Origin of the sequence: Motilimonas thetidivivens (genome assembly GCF_046452435.1) — a bacterium.
Lineage (GTDB): Bacteria > Pseudomonadota > Gammaproteobacteria > Enterobacterales > CBDFNC01 > Motilimonas.
Map to the genome: position 1 here is coordinate 58,929 of NZ_JBKFDK010000012.1, position 19,811 is coordinate 78,739.

Sequence of the window (19,811 nt, forward strand, 5' to 3'; positions counted from 1 at the left end):
AAAATACTAGCAAATAGCTTAACTCTAAAATATCAAATTGGAAAAAATATGAAAAAACTCGTTGTTGATTTAGATGGTACGATTACTTTAGCAGACACAAATGATTACCCTAATGTCGCCCCCAACCTTGAAGTAATTGAACAGCTACGAAAATACCATGCCGATGGCTTTATTATTTGCATTCACACCGCGCGCAATATGCGTACCCATGAAGGCAATGTAGGTAAAATCAATATTCACACCTTACCCATTATCACGCAATGGCTGGATAAGCATAACGTACCTTATGACGAGGTGATCGTTGGCAAGCCTTGGTGTGGCCATGACGGTTTCTATATTGATGATCGCTCGGTACGTCCCTCAGAGTTTGCTAGCATGAGTTTTGCCGAAATTGAGGCCCTGCTGGCCAAGGAAAAAGCATGTTCCTGATTATGTCGGCGGCTTACATTAGCCAAGAGCTAGAATCTGAATTTGGCACTATACCGCCTGCATTTTTACCTTTAGGTAATAAGCGCTTGTTTCAGCATCAAGTGCAATCAGCCCCGTCGGGAAAACGGATTTATTTAACCATACCAGAGAGTTATCAACTTAATCCTTATGACCGAGCCTGGCTGATACAACATCAGGTAACTCTGCTTCCGATCCCCGATGATATATCCTTAGGCGCATCGCTGATCTCTGCTTTGAACCTGATGGGACACAACCTCGACCAGCCATTATCCATTCTGTTTGGTGATACCTTGATCCCCAACCTGCCCAAGGGGGAAGACATTATCGCTGTCAGCGAAGTCGAAAACAGTTATAACTGGGCCGTGATCACCCATGATGAAAATGAATTATTAAAAACCAATGAGGTTCGCGCAGAGCTAGATAGTACTAATGTCGTCAGTGGTTACTTCAAATGCAGTCAACCCAAACAACTCATTCAATGCTTAATTAAAGCTCATTGGCAATTTAACGGTGGCATGAATCTGTACCATCAACGTGTTGGGCTGACACCGATACGGGTTGATAACTGGCTCGACTTTGGCCACGTCAATACTTACTATCGTTCAAAAGCTAAATACACCACACAACGCGCCTTTAATGAGCTCACCATCACACCCCGTTGGATTGAAAAATCGAGTAATAAAAGCATTAAAATTCAAGCTGAAGCACATTGGTTTGAGCATTTGCCTGCGATGATGCGCACCTTCACTCCGCAATACCTTGGCGCAATCACGCATCACGCCAGTCAAAACCAAGGCTACAGGCTAGAATATCTGCACCACACCGCCTTAAACGAACTATACGTCTTTTCAGCCTTGCCTGATATGGTGTGGCGTCGGATCATCAACGGCTGCTTGCATTTTGTTAGCGAATGTCGCCAGCACTTAGCTCCCGTTGCCGCTCCCGCCGCGCAACTTGCCGACTTATTCAGCAGTAAAACGACGGCAAGACTTACGCAATTTTGCCAAAGTAAGGGAATTACTCTAGACCAACAATGGCACTTTAATAATGAACTCACGTTATCGTTAGCGCAGCTACAGCAACAGAGTGAGCGGTATTTACCCACCACCTCTGGCCAGCACAGCCTAATGCATGGTGATTTTTGCTTTAGTAATATTTTGTATGACTTTCGCACCAATAGTATCAAGACCATTGATCCACGCGGGCTAACACCGGATGAAACCCTGACGATTTACGGTGATACCCGTTACGACTTAGCCAAACTGAGCCACTCCATCATTGGCTTGTATGATTGGCTGATTGCTGGCTACTTCGAGCTAGACATCGACAACGCTCATATTCAATTTGAGGTTTTACAACCTAAAGAGCTAAAAGCCACGCAACAATATTTTATGGCGCAGGTTGAAGCACAATTTGCTCTATCTCGCCAAGCGCTATACGCCATGCAGATTCAATTATTTTTATCTATGCTGCCGTTGCACAGCGACGATCCACAACGCCAAGCAGCGCTGATGGCTAATGCCTTTCGTTTATATCAACTACTAATAGAGGACGTCTGATGATAGTCATTCCAATGGCGGGGCTGAGTTCACGCTTTTTTAAGGCTGGATATGAACAACCTAAGTACATGCTCATGGCACATGACGAAACCTTGTTTGCACACGCGGTTAAAAGCTTTGAAGCCTATTTTGCCGATGAAGTATTTGTCTTTATAGTCCGCGATTTGTATCAAACCCGAGCATTTGTTGAACAACAAGCGCAGCTAATCGGCATCAAGCAACTGCAAATAATTGAACTTGACGCACCAACCCGCGGCCAAGCAGAAACCGTCACACTTGGCCTAGAGCAGTTAGGTAAAGTCAATCAACCTATTACTATTTTTAACATTGATACCTTTCGGCCGAATTTTAAAATGCCGGACATTCAAGCGCAATGTGACGGATACCTTGAGGTTTTTCAAGGTAGTGGCGACAACTGGTCATTTGCCAAACCGGCATCAGCCAGCTCAACCCGCGTCATTGAAACAGCCGAAAAACGGCCTATTTCAAATTTGTGCAGCACTGGGCTGTATTATTTTGCCAACAGCCAAGATTATCTCGATGCTTATTATCACTATGCCGCTTTACCGCCATCTCAATGGGATCAAGGCGAGCTGTACATTGCTCCCCTGTATAACTATTTAATTGCCAAAGGCAAAGCCATACATTATCACCTCATAAACCGAGATGAAGTCATATTCTGTGGCGTGCCCGCCGAGTACGATAGCTTTAAGCAACGTGCTTTGACTTAACATAGTAAACTCAAATGATTAATGTATAGTAGTGACCCTATTTACTTGCTAAACCGCTCAAGAAATAACAATACATGGAACAAAAAAAGCTAAAAATATTAGTCTGCGCTTCTTACAAACACGCATGGAACAGCATCCGGCCCGAAGCGGAGTTGTTTGTTGGGTTAGCACAAATGGGCCATGACATCACTGTGATGACTCAAGGTGAAGCAGAATACTGTAAGCGTTTGGAAGAACACGGGATAAAAGTCGTGGATTGCTATCCCAAGCGCAAAATTTGCTTTGATACCATAGCCAAAATTCGTCGTGAGCTAAGCGCTCATGACTATGACATTTGCTACGCATTCAATTCTAAAACCATCCCCAATGCTGGGTTTGCTTGCATTGGCTTTAAGGTTAAATTTATTGTTTATCGTGGCACCACAGGTGGTTTATATCGTCATGATCCCAGCGCGTATCTAACCATATTGCACCCCCGTGTCGATGCTGTAGTTTGTGTATCAAAAGCGGTTCAAGAAGATGTTCAAAGCAAAGTTTGGCGCAACAAAGACAAAGTAATCACCATTTATAAAGGTCATTCCCTAGACTGGTATAAAGTTGCACCAACTGATAGAAGCACCTTGGGCTTAAAAGAAACCGACATAGTTGGCATCTGTGCGGCTCATGTTCGCCCAAGTAAAGGCATTGACGTGTTGCTGGCGGCCACTAACGAGATTTCAAATCCGAATTTCCACTTATTATTGGCGGGACATGGTTTTGAACCTCATTTTGCCGCAATGAAGAACAGTAAAATGAGCGACCGGATTCACTTTTTAGGCCACCGCAGTGATGTTCCTTCACTAATGGCCATGGCGGATGTGCAATTGCAACCTTCAATCAGTGGTGAGGGATTACCTCGTACCATTATTGAAGCCATGGCCAATGGCACACCGTCTATCGTAACAACCACGGGCGGAGCTCCTGAGTTAATTGAGCAAGGGGTCACAGGCGTGATTATTCCACCTAAAGACAGCCTAGCTTTAGCCACAGCTATCAATCAGTTAACCAAGGATAAAACCCAGTTAGATAAAATGGGGCAACAGGCTAAACAAAGGCTGGCTGAGAAGTTTAGCTCAGAGGTCACCATCGCGCAGCACCTTAACTTTTTTTACCAGCTGCTAGGAGAATAACATGCGAACTTTAAGTGCCTTTGTCATTTGCAAAAAAGTCGCGACTTTGGTTGATATGATATTCTCATGAAACATTACCTTTATATCATCCATGATTTAAATATCGGTGGCATCCAAAAAATGACAGTAGAGCTTGCTCGCTACCAAAGCCAGCAAGGCCATCGCGTTAGTATTCTTTGCTTACAGCAGGGCAGAGCGTTGGAGATTGATTTTGCCGCCGAAGTGATCACATTAGATCTAGCAGGATATCTGCTTAAACGCCCCCACAAGGCGGCCTATTATGGACTATACAAAGGATTGCTGCGAAAGCTAGTTCGTAGCAGTGAAGCTATCTTAGCTAAACCCATTTTCGCCCCCTTAGTCAGCGCAGAAATCGCGAAATTAGAGCAAAAACAAGGCCCAATTGACGCAATATTCGTGCGTGGCATACGCAGTATCAAACGCACTTGGTGGCTAGCCAATGAAAGAGTCGTTTATAGCCTACATTTACCCTTCGCACTGCCAAAGCCAACCACAGGCGTTAAAGAGTGGTGTCAACAGGCTATTTTTACTCGCTTGTTTAGTAATAAGAAATTATTTGCTGTATCTCGTTTCATTGCCGAGGACTTACAGCAACAGCTTAATCAACACAAAATTCAACCCCAAACACTTAGCGTCATTAATAATCCTTTTGATGCTAATCGGGTCGCCTCACTAGCCAGTGAGCCGATTGAACACCCCTCTAACTATATTCTAGGCGTTGGCCGTCTTAGCCGTCAGAAGCGCTTTGATATCTTAATCAAGGCTTTTCATCATGCCAACTTACCGAATCATCAATTAGTGATTTTAGGTGAAGGCAATCAACGACCACTGCTAGATAAACTGGTGCAAAGTTTAGATCTTACAGACAAGGTGATATTTCCCGGTTTTGCCAGTAACCCCTATCCTTGGTACAAGCATGCAGATTTGTTTGTATTGAGCTCAGATGTAGAAGGCTTTGTTAACGTCATCACCGAAGCATTGGCTTGCGGAACCCCTGTGGTTAGTACAGACTGTGGCCCCGCGAATGAAATTCTGACTGGAAACCTGAGCCAAGGAATGGTAGCAAAAGGGGATGCGACAGCATTAGGGGATAAAATACGCAGCTACATCGCCAACCCCATTTACCCTAAATACGATGATATTAAGCATTTATCGTTTGCCAATATCGTCCAAGCGCAATTGGCGTTAGTTGAAAACAATCAACAACAAACAGATAAAAAGGCTTAGTGAAAATGAATTTTGCAGATATCACTGTCGTAGTACAAGGCCCTGTACAGGTATACGATAACAGGCATATTGATGAGAATATTACCAGCGACTGTTTAGCCTCAGTGCGCCAACATCTGCCTGGCGCCAAAATCATTCTATCCACTTGGCATAATCAAGACTTATCAGGCCTTGACTATGATGAGCTAATTCTAAATGAAGACCCAGGCCCCAATCTACGCCATTTCACCAAGAACAAGAAGCCAAGAATACTCAATAATAATCGCCAAATTGCGACCAGCCGAAATGGCCTTAAAGCGGTAACAACTAAATATGCGGTTAAGTTACGTACTGATAACATATTAACATCTAATAAATTTGTTGAATTACAAGCACGCTATAACACGAGAAATGAACCCGACAGCCTGTTTGTTGAACGGGTTGTTATAACCAACACCTTCACCCGTAAATACGCCAAAGGGTTGCCCGTTGCCTACCATTTTTCTGATTTTTTCTATTTCGGTCTGACAACCGACCTGATTAAAATTTGGGATCTTGCTTATTTACCTGATTACGATATCGATCAAGAAAAATTCCCAAACAAACATTATCCCTACTACCCTATAGATTGTACCCAGCTGTTCTGGATGTACGCTATCCAAAACTTCGATAAGAATTTCAACATTAACCACTTACATGACATTACCGCAAATAAGCTCGTACAAAGTGAGCGCTTTATTGCCAGCAATTTGGTAATCGCTTCGCCTGAAGAAATTGGATTAGGGCTATGTAAGAAATTTTTAGGTAAGGCTAGAGCCAACCGTGCCAGCGGTCGCTATTCTTACTACCAATTTAATGAATGGAAGAGCCTATATAATCGCTATTGTGGTATGCATGAACCAGTGGATAAGTGGCAAACACTGAAGCTAGCCATGATGCGCTGGTTATTAATCCGTCCTGTAGCATTACAGACAAGCTACAAATTGATCAAACGGTTAATCCGAGGCTGCCGTTAGGCAGCCGCAATCACACACTAAGTAGATGTCGTGAACACGTCCAGCCTAATATGAGTTCAATACTCAAATAAGAACCCAATAAACCAAGCTTGCCAAATGATATTGCTGACTTATTTGGCTTGCTTATGTTGTAACAACCATAACCCCATGTGTTTGTTATAGTTTGCCTGAGCGTAACTCATTGCAACAATAAAGCCGATACTGCCGTCCAAGAAACCTCGACGAATAAAATAAATCAAGATAAAGGTCCAAAGCCCGCCGATAAAAATCATCGGGAAAGGCCGCGCTTTTTTGCCCTTGCGATTGTATTTTTGCGCACCAAGCCAAGCATATTTAGCGGTTTTCTCAAGGCCGTGACCATAATCCCTTTGCGTGTAGTGCAGTAACAAGCCGTTCAGCTTACCCTTTTTACCTTCAGCGGGTATGACCGTTTCATGCACTTCATCTAAGGTATAGCGCGCCCCTTCACGCTGAAACAAACGCAATACCGCACGGGCACTACGACCATATTTCAGGGTTTTGCCGTAAATCGTCACCCCCCAAGGTAAACGATACGAAGTGCACGCAATGCTCTGTTGCGATAACAGCGTTGCAATACTTTGCTGCATGGTTTCATCCAATGCTTCATCAGCATCAATGGATAGCACCCAGTCGCCAGTCGCTTTATCCAACGCGCGCTGCTTTTGCTTGCCAAATCCAGGCCAATCCGTGATGGTTACCTTATCCGTATAGCGCTGACAAATCGCCACGGTGTCATCGGTTGAGCCGCTATCCAATACAATAATTTCATCGGCAATAGGGGCCACCGATTGCAAACAGCGCTCTACCCTATCGGCTTCATTTTTAGTAATTAAAATTACGGATAAGCTGTGTTTTTTGCTCATAACTAAATCTTCCAGTAGCCCAGTTTTTTGCGCATTTTTAAATGGCGAATAAGATTGCTTGGTTTAGCTTTTAAATGCGATGTGCCCTTGGCCAGCAAATTATCCACCGCAGCCAATACTCGTTCACTCGAATGACCATCGCGATAGGGATGCAGTGACTGAGTATAATCAGCTATCCCCTGCATCAAAGCCGCCGGGTAAGTCAGAGCATGAGTTAAGGCATGATGCACTTCAGCCGCATCGGTAATATTATACAAATGTGGCCCCGGCACCTTGTTGTTAAAGGTCACCACCGGCTTTTGCAACATTAAAAACATTAATACGATGGATGAGGTATCACACAACATCACATCCGCCGCGGTTAACAAAGGCAACACATTGTCGGTTTCGATAAACTGAGCATTGGGCATTTCGTCGCACAATGCTTGGTACATTTGCACCACTTCCGGTTCCATTTTCGGGTGGAACTGAATTAGCCAGCGCCATTCATCGGTCGCCATTAAGTCCTTTACCGTGTCAAACAAGGTGCGAGCACAAGAGATCTGTTTAGAAAAGGTAGAACACATCAGCACGGTTTTACGCCCATCTTGGCTCATATAGGGATTATCGGCCATCGGCTTAAACAAAGGATCCAACGCCGCCCAACCAGTTTCAACCACCTCAAAATGGCCGTGCTGTTTGGCTAGCTCTTGAAAGCGCCCCGTGGTGCTTGGGCCTTGGGTGCAATACAAGTCAAAGCAATTACGAATGGCAAAATGCCCCTTGTTACCTTCACTTTTACGCTTGCCGGTATCAAAGCCATGAAATAGGGCCACTTTTAGTCCCGGAATAAAGCTAGGCACCACATTACCGGGCACAAAAGCCACATCGGGTTGCCAAGCAATCACATCCGCAACCGAATGCCAGCGCAGCTCTGTCGACTTAAGGTGGTTAGGGTTAACTTCGCTGCCTTCTAAAAACCAATAGACTTGATCGCCTCGGGCTAAAATAGCGTCCTGTAAAGGGCGCAACATGGCATAGGCATAATTTTGCGCGATGTAAAATAAATAACGCTTGGTCGACAACCCCTGTTCCACCCTATTTCTAAATACTCTTTGCATCATAACAAAAAGCAGCGAAAGAGCTAAAATCAAATCTGCTCAGCGAGGGATTTCTCATCATTGGCATAGCATTTAACCTTGCTTGCACGCTAAAATCCTCAATATTGCCAATACTTAGTGACAGTGCCATGCTTATCCGTTTGCTTTATACCTTGCTCATGCTCATCGCCAGCCCGTTTTTATTATTTGGCTTGTATAAGAGTAAACCCGGCAAGCCAACCTTTGGCAAACGTTGGCGCGAGCACTTTGGCATCACACCTAAACTTGAAGATGGTCGTCCGGTGATTTGGCTGCATGCCGTGTCCGTAGGAGAGTCGATTGCCGCTATCCCCGTGCTTAAAGCGCTTTATCAGCAATACCCAAACTATCAACTCTTGGTCACTACCACCACCAGCACAGGGGCGGCGCAAATGGCCAAACACAGTGATTGGCTGAGCCATCGCTATATGCCCATTGACTTGCCAATTTGCCTCAATCGTTTTATTCGCACCATCAAGCCCCATTGCTTACTGATTATGGAAACCGAACTTTGGCCTAATACCTTAGCCTGCGCGAAACAAGCTGACTTACCTATTGCGGTGATCAATGCGCGGCTGTCGGCTCGTTCAGCCAAGCGCTATGGCCAAGTGCCGTGGGCATTTAATCAGATTGGCAGTCGGATAGATCGGCTATTTTGTGTCGCGAATGATGACGCCCAGCGCTTTGCACAATTAGGCATAAGCCCTGAGACACTGACCGTTACCGGCTCAATTAAAAACGATATTCAAATCAGTACCCATGTTATCGAGCAGGCAAAACTACTGCGTCAGCAATTAGGCGAACAGCGCTCGGTGTGGGTGGCGGCCAGCACACATAAGGGAGAGGATGAACAAGTATTAGCGGCATTTGCAATACTGCTCAAACAATTGCCAGATAGCTTACTGATCTTAGTGCCGCGCCACCCAGAGCGATTTGATGCGATGGCGCAGTTATGTGTTGATTCTGGCTTTAGCATGCAGCGCCGCAGTCAGGGATTTGATGCTAGCCAGCCTTGCCAAGTGTATTTGGCCGATACCATGGGTGAAATGCTGATCATGCTCGACGCCAGCGATGCCGTGTTTATGGGCGGCAGTTTAATTGGGGATACCGTGGGCGGCCACAATATGCTTGAGCCCGCCGCGCTAGCTAAAGCCACGATTACCGGCCCCAGTTATTACAACTTTAGCGATATCGCCGAGCAGTTAATTAAAGCGCAGGGATTATGGGTTTGTCAGGATAGCCAACAATTGGCCGAGCAAATGGCGCAGCTATTACAAGATCAGGATTTAAGACGACAAGTCGGCCAAGCGGCGCTTAAAGTAGTACAACAAAATCAAGGGGCGGTGGCTAAAACCGTACAAGGCTTAACACCTTGGTTAACAGCTAAATCCGAGTAGGAGCCCCGTCATTTGTGGGAGCCCCAGTCATGGGGCGATTGGGTGTGTATATTTATCACTGCATTACTGCAGCTCCCACAAATTCCTGCAGCTCCCACTGGACTGCGGCTCCTACTTGGCTCGGTACCCCGCTAGCAGCGCCTGCCAATTGTCTTGATTAAAGTGAATATTACGCTTGGTCACTTCCTTGTTGAACGAGCGCAATAATCTGTCTAAGTTGCCTTGCTGCCAGCCCTTACCGCTTTGCTGGTAGCATTTATCAAAATCAATCAGCCACACCTGTTGCTGCTGTTCGAGCAAAATATTATGGCAATTTAAGTCGGTGTGATTAACCTTAGCTTGATGCATTTGCGCTATGGTTTGACCTATCTGATGCCAAAGATTCTCACTCAAGGTTTGTTGACTTAATAAGCCTACCAAGTCTTGGCTATGCGGGATCTTTTGTTGCAAGATATCGGCGCGATAGGTGAAACCGGATTTAATCGCTCTGGCCGCAATAGGTGCAGGCACCTTAACCCCTTGCTCATGGAGCTTTTGCAATAAGCTGAACTCTTGCAAACTGCGAGTTTTTTGCCAGCCCGTAAACCAATAGCTGTCAGCCACCAATTTACCGAATAAACCACCGCGGCGATAATGACGCAGCGCCATCTCAGTTTTCTCACCTTTGATAAACCAAGTGGTACCGCGCCCCTGCGCCGAGCCAATGACCCGATCTTGTTGCTGCCAATAAGCTATATCAAAACAAGCATTGGGATCTTCAGTCAATAATGCTTCGTTAAACCAAATTTTACCATTGGCCAGATCGCGCTGTTGCATCGGGTTTCCTTTTCACCTGTTGAAACTACAGGCATTTTACAAATACCTGAGTGACCTGCATAATTCTCGATTCTATCACGCGATTATGATTTGGGATCGGCTAATGGCTTTATTTACCAGTGCACCAGCTTCTTTATGTGTTTTACGGCTATCGGCCATTGGCGATGTGTGCCATGCCATTAGTGTGGTACAAGCCATTCAAGCTCATTGGCCTAGCACGCAAATCACTTGGATTTGCGGTAAAATTGAAGCGCAATTGCTGGCCGATATGCCCGGCATTAATCTAGTTGTGTTCGACAAGAAACAAGGCTTTGCGGGTATGCGCCAAGTGTGGCGAACCTTAAAAGGGCAAAAGTTCGATGCCCTGTTGCACATGCAATTGGCCCTGCGTGCCAGCGCCTTGTCGTTAGGCATTAAAGCCAAATATCGCGTAGGTTTTAGTAAAGATCGCAGCAAAGAAGGCCAATGGCTGGTTACCAATCGTCACTTGCCCAGCTCAAACAGCATCCATGTGTTAGATAATTTTGCCGATTTTGCTCGCTATATTGGCGTACCTTTTAGCCAGCCTCATTGGCACATCCCACTAACCCAAGCCGAACGTGATTTTGCTAGCGACATCATTAAGGGCAATAAAACCTTAGTGATCTCCCCGGCTGCCAGCAAAGATGAGCGCAATTGGCTAACCGAGCGCTACGCCGCCATTGCTGACTATGCAAATGAGCGCGGTTTGCAAGTGATCTTATGCGGCTCACCCGCCCCGCGAGAGCTGGCCTTGGCCGATGGCATCATTAAGCTTTGTCAGCAGCCGGTGATTAACCTCACCGGTAAAACGTCATTAAAACAGCTGACCGCTGTGCTCTCTGCTGCAGATATTGTGATCGCGCCTGATTCTGGCCCAGCCCACTTGGCCACAACACAAGGCACACCTGTGATTGGCCTTTATGGCCACAGTAACCCAAAACGCACCGGCCCCTATAATGACTTAGATAAGGTAGTGAGTGTGTATGAGCAGCATGTGGCCGCACAGCACAATAAACCCATAGAGCAATTAGCTTGGGCCACACGCGTGAAAGGCGATCACATAATGCAAGACATCACATTGGATGCGGTCAAAGCGCAGCTAGATAAACTTATCTAGTGGTGACCGTAGGAGCTGCAGTAATGCAGCGATAATTTTACACACCTCATCGCACCATGACTGAAACTCCTACAACAGAATTCATAGCCCCATCACTGGGGCTCCTACTAGCTACAGCCGCGCAGTGACCATGGGGCTATCAAATATCCGCTTCACGTCAAAGATCACGCAGTTGTCTTTGCTGATAGCGCGGTAATCCGTTTCGGTTAAGGCAACAATTTCACGATGAGGCACGGTGAGTACCAAGGCATCAAATTGTTCGGCTGGCAGCTGATTATGTAGTTCAATGTCATAATAACGTTTGGCTTCATCGGCATCGACCCAAGGATCATAAACACTCACATCCACATCCATGGTTTGTAACTCGTGGATCACGTCAATCACCTTGGTATTGCGCAGATCAGGACAATTTTCCTTAAAGGTTAACCCCATGATCAGCACCTTAGACTGGCTGACTTGGATTTTTTGTTTAAGCATTAAACGCACCACCCGATCGGCAATGTATATACCCATGTCATCGTTTAAACGTCGCCCCGCTAAGATCATTTCCGGATGATAGCCCAGCTCTTGTGCTTTATAGGTGAGGTAATAGGGATCAACGCCAATACAGTGACCACCAACCAGACCGGGATGAAAATGCAAGAAGTTCCATTTAGTGGCCGCCGCATCCAACACTTCTTCGGTGTTAATGCCAATTTTTTCAAAAATCAGTGCCAGTTCATTGATTAAGGCAATATTGACATCGCGCTGGGTATTTTCAATCACCTTAGCCGCTTCCGCCACCTTGATAGAGCTGGCCAAATACGTCCCCGCCGTGACCACCTTGGCATACATAGCATCAACAATTTCAGCCACATCTGGAGTTGAACCTGAGGTCACTTTAGTAATATTGGTTAAGGTATGCTCTTTATCGCCGGGATTAATGCGCTCTGGACTGTAACCACAATAAAAATCTTGGTTAAACACCAGCCCTGAGCCTTGCTCTAACAATGGCACACACACTTCTTCGGTAGCGCCGGGAAATACCGTGCTTTCATATACCACAATATCACCGCGTTTTAGCACACTGGATACGGTATTGGATGCGCCAATCAAGGGAGTAAGATCGGGTTGATGGTGCTTATCGATTGGCGTGGGGACGGAGACAATAAAAAACTGACAATCAGCCATTGCGCTAACGTCATCAGTAAAACGAGCGGCAGTGGTCGCCAGTTGCTCTGGCGTTGCTTCTAAGGTGCGATCATGACCCTGTTGTAATTCAGCCACCCGCTTTGCGTTTACATCAAAACCAACAGTGTCAAAATGCTTGGCAAACTCAAGTACTAAGGGCAAACCAACATAACCCAAGCCTAGCACAGCAACCTTGGTGGGCATTTGCAAATTAGACATACTCACTCCCTGAAAGCAATATTTCCTTTCAGAAAGCTTAGTACATGGCCGCCAATTTAGGCGGCGTAATTATGGTTAAGGCAGAATGATTTCCGCAACACTGGCCGAGCTTAGTGGGCTGCTTTCGGCGCCGATCAATAAGGTTTTGTCATTTTTCCAAATTAATCCTTCCCACTGAGCATATTCGGGTAATTCGTAATACTGAGCACGGCTTAAATCGATTTCGCCGCCCACCACATCAAACAGCCAAATAAAGGCATGACCAAATAAGCGTTGTTTACTGTAACCCAATAAAGCTAAGCGACCTGTAGGGGCATAATAGTCTGCCGCAGTGATCAAACCATTTACCGGTAGCGTTTGTAATGGGTTTAACACTTGTGGCGTTACGCCAATCTCAGCGCGATAAACTTGCGTATTTAAGTCGGCCCAGTTTTTAGAAAACAACCAAAGCTGGTTATCAATCACTGTCATCGCTTCACAATCATAGTTATGATCATAAGCTTCCAAGCGATCATGTTGGCCAGAAAAACGAATATTAATCCGCTCACTACTCAATCTTGAGCCATTAGATGCGACATCTATCTCGTGCCAAGGCACTTGATATATCTGGAACTTGTCCCGTTTGCCTGCGTTATTGCCGCAATCTGCGATGAAGAGATTCGTGTCATCTTGAGCCAGCGACTCCCAATCATGGTTAACCGCATCGGTCACTTTCAGCTTGGTTTCGACAAACTGATTGCTCACATTGAGCTTGTACAAAAATGCACCATCACCGCTGTCGTTGATGGTCCACAGCTTGCCATAGCGCATCGCTAACGCTGACGTTTCATTAACGTCACTGGGTAAAGAAGCCACGGGATTAAACTTAACTTGGATATCAGTGAGCACATCAACTGACAGCACAGAACTGTCAGACAAGGTGATGCTTGGCGCGGGACTATCGGGCTCGAAACTATTTTCAACCACTTCCTTCGACGGTGAAAATGTACTACATCCAGTTAATGCTGCCATGATCATGCCTAACAACGGCAAACTTAATGCGCCCTTTGGCTTCAATAACACGATTAGCTTCCTTCTTATCTTATTTCCATGATTAAGTATAATGGTGCTGTTTTACACTTATAAGCTGACAACAGGAACCAAACATAATGACTGTACGCGTAATTTACCCTGGTACTTTTGATCCCGTTACTAATGGTCACATAGAACTCATCGAACGTGCCTGTAAAATGTTTGGATCTGTGATCATCAGCATAGCTGCAAGCCCCAGCAAGCAACCGCTGTTTGATTTAAACCACAGGGTTAGCCTGCTACAGCAAGCAACGGCACATTTGCAACAGGTGGAAATTGTTGGTTTTACCGGGTTATTGGCTGATTTTGCCAAGGAGCAGCAAGCGCAAGTCTTATTACGTGGGGTACGTGGCGGTAACGACTTTGATTATGAGCTGCAATTAGCCAATATGAACCGTAAGCTTAATCCTGATTTAGAGACAGTGATACTGACGCCAAGCCCAGAAAACAGTGCTATTTCATCCACCTTAGTAAAAGAAATTGCCAAACATGGCGGTGATGTAAAAGATCTGGTGCCCGCCCATGTTAAGCAGGCACTTAGCGAGAAGCTAGGTTAGCGCTGACATTGTGGACAAAACACCGTGCTACGCTGGCCTAGTTTGATTTCTTTTAATTCCGACTGGCACACCAAGCACGGCTGCCCACCGCGGCCATAAACCGCTAACTGCTGCACAAAGTAACCGGGCTTACCATCTGCCTTGGTAAAGTCCTTCAACGTAGTGCCCCCTTGGGCTATCGCTTCGGCTAGCACGGTTTTTATATGCTGGGTCAGCACTTGATAGCGCGCTTTGGATATATTGCCCGCGGCGCGTTTAGGGTTGATACCACTGCGAAACAAGCTCTCATTCGCGTAGATATTACCCACGCCCACCACATTGACGTTATCCATAATAAACTGCTTCACCGCCGTTTTACGGCCACGCGAACATTCGAATAAGCGCATGTCATCAAAATCATCGGTGAGCGGCTCTGGGCCAAGCTTGGCAAGCAAGGGATGCAATTGCGGCTCACCTTTAAGCCATAGGCAAGCCCCAAAACGACGCGGATCATGCAATCGCAGTAATTTACCCGAGGCAAATTCAATATCGATATGGTCATGCTTTTGCACTGGACTGGCCACGGGTAGCACCCGCAAATTGCCCGACATACCTAAATGCAACATGATGGTGCCCACTTGCGTGCGCAATAACAGATACTTAGCGCGGCGCTCAACCCGCTCAACTACTTGGCCACATGCTTCTTGAATGCTCTCAGGCACCGGCCAACGTAATTGCGGCTGGCGCACCACAATCTTGCTAATTTGCGCGCCAGTGACAAATGGCGCGATGCCTTGGCGGCTGACTTCAACTTCGGGTAATTCAGGCATTGAAAATATCCATGTTTAAATTGCTTGATACCCAAACTACTGAAAGTTGCAGGTAAAAAAAGCTATATACGCGCTTACCGAGGCAATAGTTTATGGATGTTAAGCTCATCTAACTGCAATAGCTGAGATTGCCAATTACTGATCACTAAACCTGTCTCTAGTTGATACAAGATCAAGCTGACTGGCTCATCCACCCCTGCTAACCAAAATTGGTACTCTTGGCTAAACTGGCTCACCGGTAATTGTCCTTCGGGTAATTCTAATGTGGCTAAGGGTTGGGATAGCCACGCCTCCATCATTTGCGCTAATTGCTCGGGTGCAAGCCCTATATCTGGGCGACTACGCCAACTACGGCCAATACGTTCAACAGTGTAATCCGGCCCCTGCATAGTCAAGATCATACTCTGGCTTGGCAATAACGTGGCTTGTTTAGGGCTGCTGTTTTCATTATGCAGCATCTTTTTGTGGCTGAAGTTAAATATAAAAATCATCGCCAGCACGGCAAAGATCAGTACGTTATTCCACGCCTTTTTGCTCAATCTCATCCATATTCTCCCACACTAGCCTAGGCTCATAATGCATAATGCAAGAATTTCAGGCATAAAAAAAGCCCAGCTAGGCTGAGCTTTTTCACTAGAAGAGAGAATCAATTACTTGATTTTGCCTTCTTTGTACATAACGTGCTTGCGAACTACTGGATCAAACTTTTTGATCTCGAACTTCTCAGGCATGTTGCGCTTGTTCTTGTCGGTCGTGTAGAAGTGACCAGTACCAGCGCTTGAGTTCAAACGAATTTTTTCGCGACCGCCTTTAGCTGCCATAATCTATCTCCTAAACCTTTTCACCACGGGCACGGATGTCAGCTAGTACTGCATCAATACCTTTTTTATCGATGATACGCATACCTTTAGTAGTAGTACGTAATTTTACAAAGCGGTTTTCGCTTTCAACCCAAAAACGGTGAGTTTGTAGGTTAGGTAGAAAACGGCGTCTTGTTCTGTTTTTCGCATGTGATACGTTGTTACCTACAGCTGGACGCTTACCGGTAACTTGACATACTCTTGACATGTCACTCTTCTCCAAATAAATCTTCTTGCTCGAGCAATATTAGTACCTCGTGTGGCCGTCGCCCGAGGCACTACGAGGGCGCATTTTATACAGTAAAGCCCATACAAGATCAACACAATGTTCAAATCTGGTCGATTTTTCGGCTAAATCCACCCTCTTTCTGCGAAAGAAGCGGTTTCACCGTCACCAACCACTAAATGATCTAATACTCTCACATCGATCAATGCGAGGGCTGCGATCAGTCGTTCGGTGATCCGTCGATCAGCCTGACTGGGCTCGCAAATTCCCGACGGGTGATTATGCACTAAAATTACCGCCGCTGCATTCGCTATCAACACTTGTTCCACCACAATTCGTGGATAAACGCTGGCACTGTCAATGGAGCCATGAAAAAGCTCGACGAAATTTAATACTCTATGCTGATTATCCAGTAGCAGTGCAGCAAACACTTCGTGCTTGTAATCACGCATTTTGGCCATTAAATACTGCCGTGTTGCCTGCGGACTAGTCAGGGCATCTTCGCGATATAATTGCTCCGCTAAATAGCGGCGGCAGATTTCTAACACCGCCTGCAGTTGCACATATTTGGCCGTCCCCAACCCCTTACCTTGGCAAAACTGCGCTTGCTGCGCTCCTAAAATTGCGCGTAATGAACCAAAGTCGGTTAACAGATGACGCGCCAGTTGCACCGCATCAAGGCCTGCACATCCGGTGCGCAAAAAAATCGCTAACAATTCCGCATCGGATAACGCCTGCGCGCCTTTTTCTAATAATTTTTCCCGCGGTCGCTCCGCTGCTGGCCAGTGTTTGATGCTCATATTATCCCGTCCGCTCAACTCAGCAATTCCTTAACTCTAGTCGAAGGCAATGATCCAAGTAGGGGAAATTCCTATTTAAGGTGTGTTATCTTTGCGCTTTATTTTTTTGGGGCAAGACCATGGATCTAACAAATAAAAAAATCCTTATCGGTGTGTGTGGCGGCATCGCGGCCTACAAATGCGCAGAGTTGATCCGCCGACTAAAAGATCACGGCGCACAGGTAAGGGTTGTGATGACGCAATCCGCGCAAGCTTTTATCACCCCCTTAACCCTGCAAGCCGTATCAGGTAACCCCGTCTCAGACAGCTTGTTAGATCCCGCCGCAGAGGCCGGTATGGGCCATATCGAATTAGCTAAATGGGCCGATTTGGTGTTAATTGCTCCCGCCAGTGCCAATACCTTAGCGCGCATCAGCGTTGGCATTGCCGATGATTTATTGTCTACCTTGTGCTTAGCCACCCCAGCCCCCATCGCGATTGCACCGGCGATGAATCAGCAAATGTACTTAAACGCGGCCACCCAAGCTAATTTGGCAACACTGGCCGAGCGCGGCGTGCTTATTTGGGGGCCAGCCCAAGGCCAACAAGCCTGTGGCGATGTCGGGCCGGGCCGCATGCTAGAGCCAGAGCAACTCGTTGAGCTTTGTTTAGCCCAGCTTAATCCAGACCAACCTTTGGCTGGGGTAAACATACTGCTAACCGCCGGCCCCACTCGCGAAGCTATCGATCCGGTGCGTTATTTGTCTAATCACAGCTCAGGCAAGATGGGCTATGCACTGGCGTACGCGGCACTTAATATGGGCGCCAAGGTGACGCTTATTTCAGGGCCAGTAAATTTAACCGCGCCAAGCGGCGTAGAGCTAGTTAAAGTGGAAAGTGCCCTAGAGATGCACCAAGCTGCAACATCACGCAGTGCCGAGCACGATATTTTCATCGGCTGCGCCGCCGTGGCGGATTATCGTCCAGAATCGGTGGCAGCTAACAAAATCAAAAAAAGTAATGATGAGTTAGTCGTAAAAATGGTAAAAAATCCTGATATTCTTGCCGATATCGCCAATAGTGTGCCGCGACCATTTTGCGTCGGTTTTGCCGCCGAAACGCAAGATGTTGAACATTACGCCAAGGATAAGTTAGCACGTAAAAATCTTGACTTGATCGCCGCCAACGACGTCGCCAAGGCGGGGCAAGGTTTTAATGCCGAACAAAATAGTTTAAGCGTGTTTTCTAAGCATGACGTAAGCCACATTGCCTTAGCGGATAAACGTCAAGTGGCGACAGAGCTACTCAAAATCATCGCTCAACATTATAAAAATAATTAGCTAGCAGACTTAAGACAGCACAAATGAAACAAATCGAATTAAAAATACTCGACCCACGCATCGGGACTACTTGGCCACTGCCTGCCTACGCAACACCTGGCTCAGCCGGCATGGACTTGCGCGCATGTATCGACCAAGCGGTCACCCTAGCACCAGGCGAAACTCAGCTATTGGCAACGGGCATCGCGATACATATTAATGATCCCAGCCTAGCGGCGACAATTTTGCCTCGCTCTGGTTTAGGTCATAAACACGGCATCGTGTTAGGCAATTTGGTGGGCCTGATTGACTCTGATTACCAAGGTCAACTGATGGTGTCCTGTTGGAATCGCGGCCAAACCGACTTTACCATCGAGCCCGGTGAGCGCGTTGCCCAACTGGTATTTGTACCTGTAGTACAAGCCCAATTTGAAATCGTCAATGAATTTGATAGCAGCGAGCGTGGCGAAGGTGGCTTTGGTCATTCTGGTCGCCAATAATCTAATCAATTCCATTTTTTACTCGGTTTGTGAAAGGAACTTCCATGTCAGGAAATAGCAAAACCAATCGTAAAGAGCAAATACTGCAAGCACTGGCTCATATGTTGGAAACCGCGCCAGGACAACGCATTACAACGGCGAAATTAGCTAAGGAAGTGGGCGTTTCTGAGGCCGCGTTGTACCGTCATTTCCCGAGTAAAGCGCGCATGTTTGAAGGCTTGATTGAATTTATCGAAGAATCGTTACTCTCACGTATCAACCTGATCCTTGAAGAAGAAAAAGATACCTTTAATCGCGTCCACCACATTTTACATCTGCTACTCAGTTTTACCGAGCGCAACCCAGGTATCACCCGAATTTTAACCGGTGATGCCCTGCTAGGTGAAAATGAACGCCTGCGTGAGCGCATTCAAAGCTTGTTTGAAAAGTTGGAAACCCAAATTAAACAAGTTCTTAGAGAAAAGCGCATTCGAGACGGTAAAGGCTTTAACTTAGATGAAGCCATGTTAGCCAACCTGCTATTGGCCTTTGCCGAAGGCAAGATAAATCAGTTTGTACGCACCCAATTTAAACGTAAACCCAGTGCGGATTTTGACCAACAATGGGAATTTATTCGCAGCCAATTACTCAATAGTTAATTGAATTAAGATAGCGTAAGTTGTCAGCGACTTACGCTATTTCAGCAACATCCTCTTAGCTACGGATTAATGAGAGCCACAAACGGCTTTGAGTTTGATTATACCTATTGTTTATATCCTAAATTGCGCTAATATAACGGCGCAAAAGCCCTCTCCTC

General features: G+C 46.2%; 22 protein-coding genes. 12 read left to right on the forward strand and 10 right to left on the reverse strand.

Annotated features, from left to right (window positions below; genetic code table 11):
* Positions 1 to 48: 48 nt before the first annotated feature.
* The 6 genes from ACK8OT_RS10780 (at position 49) to ACK8OT_RS10805 (ending at position 6,152) form a co-directional block, all read left to right on the forward strand.
* A complete protein-coding gene (locus ACK8OT_RS10780; RefSeq protein ID WP_410196520.1) occupies positions 49 to 429 on the forward strand; it encodes an HAD family hydrolase in 381 nt (126 codons plus the stop codon).
* A complete protein-coding gene (locus tag ACK8OT_RS10785) occupies positions 420 to 2,009 on the forward strand; it encodes a capsular biosynthesis protein (RefSeq protein WP_410196521.1) in 1,590 nt (529 codons plus the stop codon). Before ACK8OT_RS10780 ends, ACK8OT_RS10785 begins: the two co-directional genes overlap by 10 nt.
* Positions 2,009 to 2,740 (forward strand): glycosyltransferase family 2 protein, encoded by a 732-nt coding sequence (locus ACK8OT_RS10790; RefSeq protein WP_410196522.1) that lies wholly within the window; start codon positions 2,009 to 2,011, stop codon positions 2,738 to 2,740. Before ACK8OT_RS10785 ends, ACK8OT_RS10790 begins: the two co-directional genes overlap by 1 nt.
* 74 nt (positions 2,741 to 2,814) lie before the next feature.
* Positions 2,815 to 3,909 carry a glycosyltransferase family 4 protein gene (locus ACK8OT_RS10795; RefSeq protein ID WP_410196523.1) on the forward strand — a complete coding sequence of 365 codons (1,095 nt, stop codon included), beginning with the start codon at positions 2,815 to 2,817 and terminating at the stop codon, positions 3,907 to 3,909.
* Positions 3,910 to 3,975: 66 nt separating this feature from the next.
* Positions 3,976 to 5,157, forward strand: coding sequence for a glycosyltransferase (locus ACK8OT_RS10800; RefSeq protein WP_410196524.1), 1,182 nt, complete (start codon positions 3,976 to 3,978; stop codon positions 5,155 to 5,157).
* Positions 5,158 to 5,162: 5 nt separating this feature from the next.
* Positions 5,163 to 6,152 (forward strand): WavE lipopolysaccharide synthesis family protein, encoded by a 990-nt coding sequence (locus ACK8OT_RS10805; protein WP_410196525.1) that lies wholly within the window; start codon positions 5,163 to 5,165, stop codon positions 6,150 to 6,152.
* A 110-nt stretch (positions 6,153 to 6,262) separates the two neighbouring features.
* On the opposite strand, the gene ACK8OT_RS10810 is transcribed toward ACK8OT_RS10805, so the two are convergent.
* Together ACK8OT_RS10810 and ACK8OT_RS10815 are read right to left on the reverse strand one after the other, a co-directional pair.
* Positions 6,263 to 7,036 carry a glycosyltransferase family 2 protein gene (locus ACK8OT_RS10810; RefSeq protein ID WP_410196526.1) on the reverse strand — a complete coding sequence of 258 codons (774 nt, stop codon included), beginning with the start codon at positions 7,034 to 7,036 and terminating at the stop codon, positions 6,263 to 6,265.
* A 2-nt stretch (positions 7,037 to 7,038) separates the two neighbouring features.
* Complete coding sequence (locus ACK8OT_RS10815) at positions 7,039 to 8,136, reverse strand: CDP-glycerol--glycerophosphate glycerophosphotransferase (RefSeq protein WP_410196582.1); 1,098 nt, start codon at positions 8,134 to 8,136, stop codon at positions 7,039 to 7,041.
* 128 nt (positions 8,137 to 8,264) lie between these two features.
* Between ACK8OT_RS10815 and waaA the strand changes: the two genes are divergently transcribed.
* The gene (gene waaA / locus ACK8OT_RS10820; RefSeq protein ID WP_410196527.1) at positions 8,265 to 9,551 is read left to right on the forward strand and encodes a lipid IV(A) 3-deoxy-D-manno-octulosonic acid transferase; all 1,287 of its coding nucleotides are present in this window, start codon (positions 8,265 to 8,267) and stop codon (positions 9,549 to 9,551) included.
* Between the two features lie 111 nt (positions 9,552 to 9,662).
* Here the strand turns inward: waaA and ACK8OT_RS10825 are convergent, their stop codons facing one another.
* Entirely contained in the window at positions 9,663 to 10,367 is a 705-nt protein-coding gene (locus ACK8OT_RS10825) for a 3-deoxy-D-manno-octulosonic acid kinase (protein WP_410196528.1), read from the reverse strand.
* 103 nt (positions 10,368 to 10,470) lie between these two features.
* Between ACK8OT_RS10825 and ACK8OT_RS10830 the strand changes: the two genes are divergently transcribed.
* Positions 10,471 to 11,505 (forward strand): glycosyltransferase family 9 protein, encoded by a 1,035-nt coding sequence (locus ACK8OT_RS10830; protein ID WP_410196529.1) that lies wholly within the window; start codon positions 10,471 to 10,473, stop codon positions 11,503 to 11,505.
* A gap of 111 nt (positions 11,506 to 11,616) precedes the next feature.
* On the opposite strand, the gene ACK8OT_RS10835 is transcribed toward ACK8OT_RS10830, so the two are convergent.
* Both ACK8OT_RS10835 and ACK8OT_RS10840 read right to left on the reverse strand, forming a co-directional pair.
* Positions 11,617 to 12,894: a nucleotide sugar dehydrogenase gene (locus ACK8OT_RS10835; protein WP_410196530.1), complete on the reverse strand. Its 1,278-nt coding sequence runs from the start codon at positions 12,892 to 12,894 to the stop codon at positions 11,617 to 11,619.
* 75 nt (positions 12,895 to 12,969) lie between these two features.
* Positions 12,970 to 13,956: a hypothetical protein gene (locus ACK8OT_RS10840; RefSeq protein WP_410196531.1), complete on the reverse strand. Its 987-nt coding sequence runs from the start codon at positions 13,954 to 13,956 to the stop codon at positions 12,970 to 12,972.
* Between the two features lie 86 nt (positions 13,957 to 14,042).
* On the opposite strand from ACK8OT_RS10840, the gene coaD reads away from it, so the two are divergent.
* The gene (gene coaD, locus ACK8OT_RS10845) at positions 14,043 to 14,522 is read left to right on the forward strand and encodes a pantetheine-phosphate adenylyltransferase (RefSeq protein ID WP_410196532.1); all 480 of its coding nucleotides are present in this window, start codon (positions 14,043 to 14,045) and stop codon (positions 14,520 to 14,522) included.
* Here coaD and mutM read toward each other — a convergent pair.
* From mutM to radC, 5 genes are all read right to left on the reverse strand, one after another.
* Entirely contained in the window at positions 14,519 to 15,331 is an 813-nt protein-coding gene (gene mutM / locus ACK8OT_RS10850; RefSeq protein ID WP_410196533.1) for a bifunctional DNA-formamidopyrimidine glycosylase/DNA-(apurinic or apyrimidinic site) lyase, read from the reverse strand. The two genes, coaD and mutM, sit on opposite strands and share 4 nt — an antisense overlap.
* Positions 15,332 to 15,405: 74 nt before the next feature.
* Positions 15,406 to 15,876, reverse strand: coding sequence for a hypothetical protein (locus tag ACK8OT_RS10855; RefSeq protein WP_410196534.1), 471 nt, complete (start codon positions 15,874 to 15,876; stop codon positions 15,406 to 15,408).
* A 105-nt stretch (positions 15,877 to 15,981) separates the two neighbouring features.
* Positions 15,982 to 16,152 carry a 50S ribosomal protein L33 gene (rpmG, locus tag ACK8OT_RS10860; RefSeq protein ID WP_232801664.1) on the reverse strand — a complete coding sequence of 57 codons (171 nt, stop codon included), beginning with the start codon at positions 16,150 to 16,152 and terminating at the stop codon, positions 15,982 to 15,984.
* A gap of 10 nt (positions 16,153 to 16,162) precedes the next feature.
* On the reverse strand, positions 16,163 to 16,399 hold the full coding sequence (gene rpmB / locus ACK8OT_RS10865) for a 50S ribosomal protein L28 (RefSeq protein ID WP_233072538.1): 237 nt from the start codon (positions 16,397 to 16,399) through the stop codon (positions 16,163 to 16,165).
* A gap of 143 nt (positions 16,400 to 16,542) precedes the next feature.
* Complete coding sequence (gene radC, locus ACK8OT_RS10870) at positions 16,543 to 17,217, reverse strand: RadC family protein (protein ID WP_410196535.1); 675 nt, start codon at positions 17,215 to 17,217, stop codon at positions 16,543 to 16,545.
* Between the two features lie 119 nt (positions 17,218 to 17,336).
* Between radC and coaBC the strand changes: the two genes are divergently transcribed.
* From coaBC to slmA, 3 genes are read left to right on the forward strand one after another with little or no spacing between them, the layout of a single operon-like run.
* Positions 17,337 to 18,536 (forward strand): bifunctional phosphopantothenoylcysteine decarboxylase/phosphopantothenate--cysteine ligase CoaBC, encoded by a 1,200-nt coding sequence (gene coaBC / locus ACK8OT_RS10875; protein WP_410196536.1) that lies wholly within the window; start codon positions 17,337 to 17,339, stop codon positions 18,534 to 18,536.
* Positions 18,537 to 18,559: 23 nt separating this feature from the next.
* Positions 18,560 to 19,015 carry a dUTP diphosphatase gene (dut, locus tag ACK8OT_RS10880; protein ID WP_410196537.1) on the forward strand — a complete coding sequence of 152 codons (456 nt, stop codon included), beginning with the start codon at positions 18,560 to 18,562 and terminating at the stop codon, positions 19,013 to 19,015.
* Between the two features lie 44 nt (positions 19,016 to 19,059).
* Positions 19,060 to 19,653 (forward strand): nucleoid occlusion factor SlmA, encoded by a 594-nt coding sequence (gene slmA / locus ACK8OT_RS10885; RefSeq protein WP_410196538.1) that lies wholly within the window; start codon positions 19,060 to 19,062, stop codon positions 19,651 to 19,653.
* Positions 19,654 to 19,811 lie beyond the last annotated feature (158 nt).

Bases quoted from the DNA above. Each gene is read 5' to 3' on its own strand.
- ACK8OT_RS10780 (WP_410196520.1), top strand. From the start codon at position 49: ATGAAAAAACTCGTTGTTGATTTAGATGGTACGATTACTTTAGCAGAC.
- ACK8OT_RS10785 (WP_410196521.1), top strand. From the start codon at position 420: ATGTTCCTGATTATGTCGGCGGCTTACATTAGCCAAGAGCTAGAATCT.
- ACK8OT_RS10790 (WP_410196522.1), top strand. From the start codon at position 2,009: ATGATAGTCATTCCAATGGCGGGGCTGAGTTCACGCTTTTTTAAGGCT.
- ACK8OT_RS10795 (WP_410196523.1), top strand. From the start codon at position 2,815: ATGGAACAAAAAAAGCTAAAAATATTAGTCTGCGCTTCTTACAAACAC.
- ACK8OT_RS10800 (WP_410196524.1), top strand. From the start codon at position 3,976: ATGAAACATTACCTTTATATCATCCATGATTTAAATATCGGTGGCATC.
- ACK8OT_RS10805 (WP_410196525.1), top strand. From the start codon at position 5,163: ATGAATTTTGCAGATATCACTGTCGTAGTACAAGGCCCTGTACAGGTA.
- ACK8OT_RS10810 (WP_410196526.1), bottom strand. From the start codon at position 7,036: ATGAGCAAAAAACACAGCTTATCCGTAATTTTAATTACTAAAAATGAA.
- ACK8OT_RS10815 (WP_410196582.1), bottom strand. From the start codon at position 8,136: ATGCAAAGAGTATTTAGAAATAGGGTGGAACAGGGGTTGTCGACCAAG.
- waaA (WP_410196527.1), top strand. From the start codon at position 8,265: ATGCTTATCCGTTTGCTTTATACCTTGCTCATGCTCATCGCCAGCCCG.
- ACK8OT_RS10825 (WP_410196528.1), bottom strand. From the start codon at position 10,367: ATGCAACAGCGCGATCTGGCCAATGGTAAAATTTGGTTTAACGAAGCA.
- ACK8OT_RS10830 (WP_410196529.1), top strand. From the start codon at position 10,471: ATGGCTTTATTTACCAGTGCACCAGCTTCTTTATGTGTTTTACGGCTA.
- ACK8OT_RS10835 (WP_410196530.1), bottom strand. From the start codon at position 12,894: ATGTCTAATTTGCAAATGCCCACCAAGGTTGCTGTGCTAGGCTTGGGT.
- coaD (WP_410196532.1), top strand. From the start codon at position 14,043: ATGACTGTACGCGTAATTTACCCTGGTACTTTTGATCCCGTTACTAAT.
- mutM (WP_410196533.1), bottom strand. From the start codon at position 15,331: ATGCCTGAATTACCCGAAGTTGAAGTCAGCCGCCAAGGCATCGCGCCA.
- ACK8OT_RS10855 (WP_410196534.1), bottom strand. From the start codon at position 15,876: ATGAGATTGAGCAAAAAGGCGTGGAATAACGTACTGATCTTTGCCGTG.
- rpmG (WP_232801664.1), bottom strand. From the start codon at position 16,152: ATGGCAGCTAAAGGCGGTCGCGAAAAAATTCGTTTGAACTCAAGCGCT.
- rpmB (WP_233072538.1), bottom strand. From the start codon at position 16,399: ATGTCAAGAGTATGTCAAGTTACCGGTAAGCGTCCAGCTGTAGGTAAC.
- radC (WP_410196535.1), bottom strand. From the start codon at position 17,217: ATGAGCATCAAACACTGGCCAGCAGCGGAGCGACCGCGGGAAAAATTA.
- coaBC (WP_410196536.1), top strand. From the start codon at position 17,337: ATGGATCTAACAAATAAAAAAATCCTTATCGGTGTGTGTGGCGGCATC.
- dut (WP_410196537.1), top strand. From the start codon at position 18,560: ATGAAACAAATCGAATTAAAAATACTCGACCCACGCATCGGGACTACT.
- slmA (WP_410196538.1), top strand. From the start codon at position 19,060: ATGTCAGGAAATAGCAAAACCAATCGTAAAGAGCAAATACTGCAAGCA.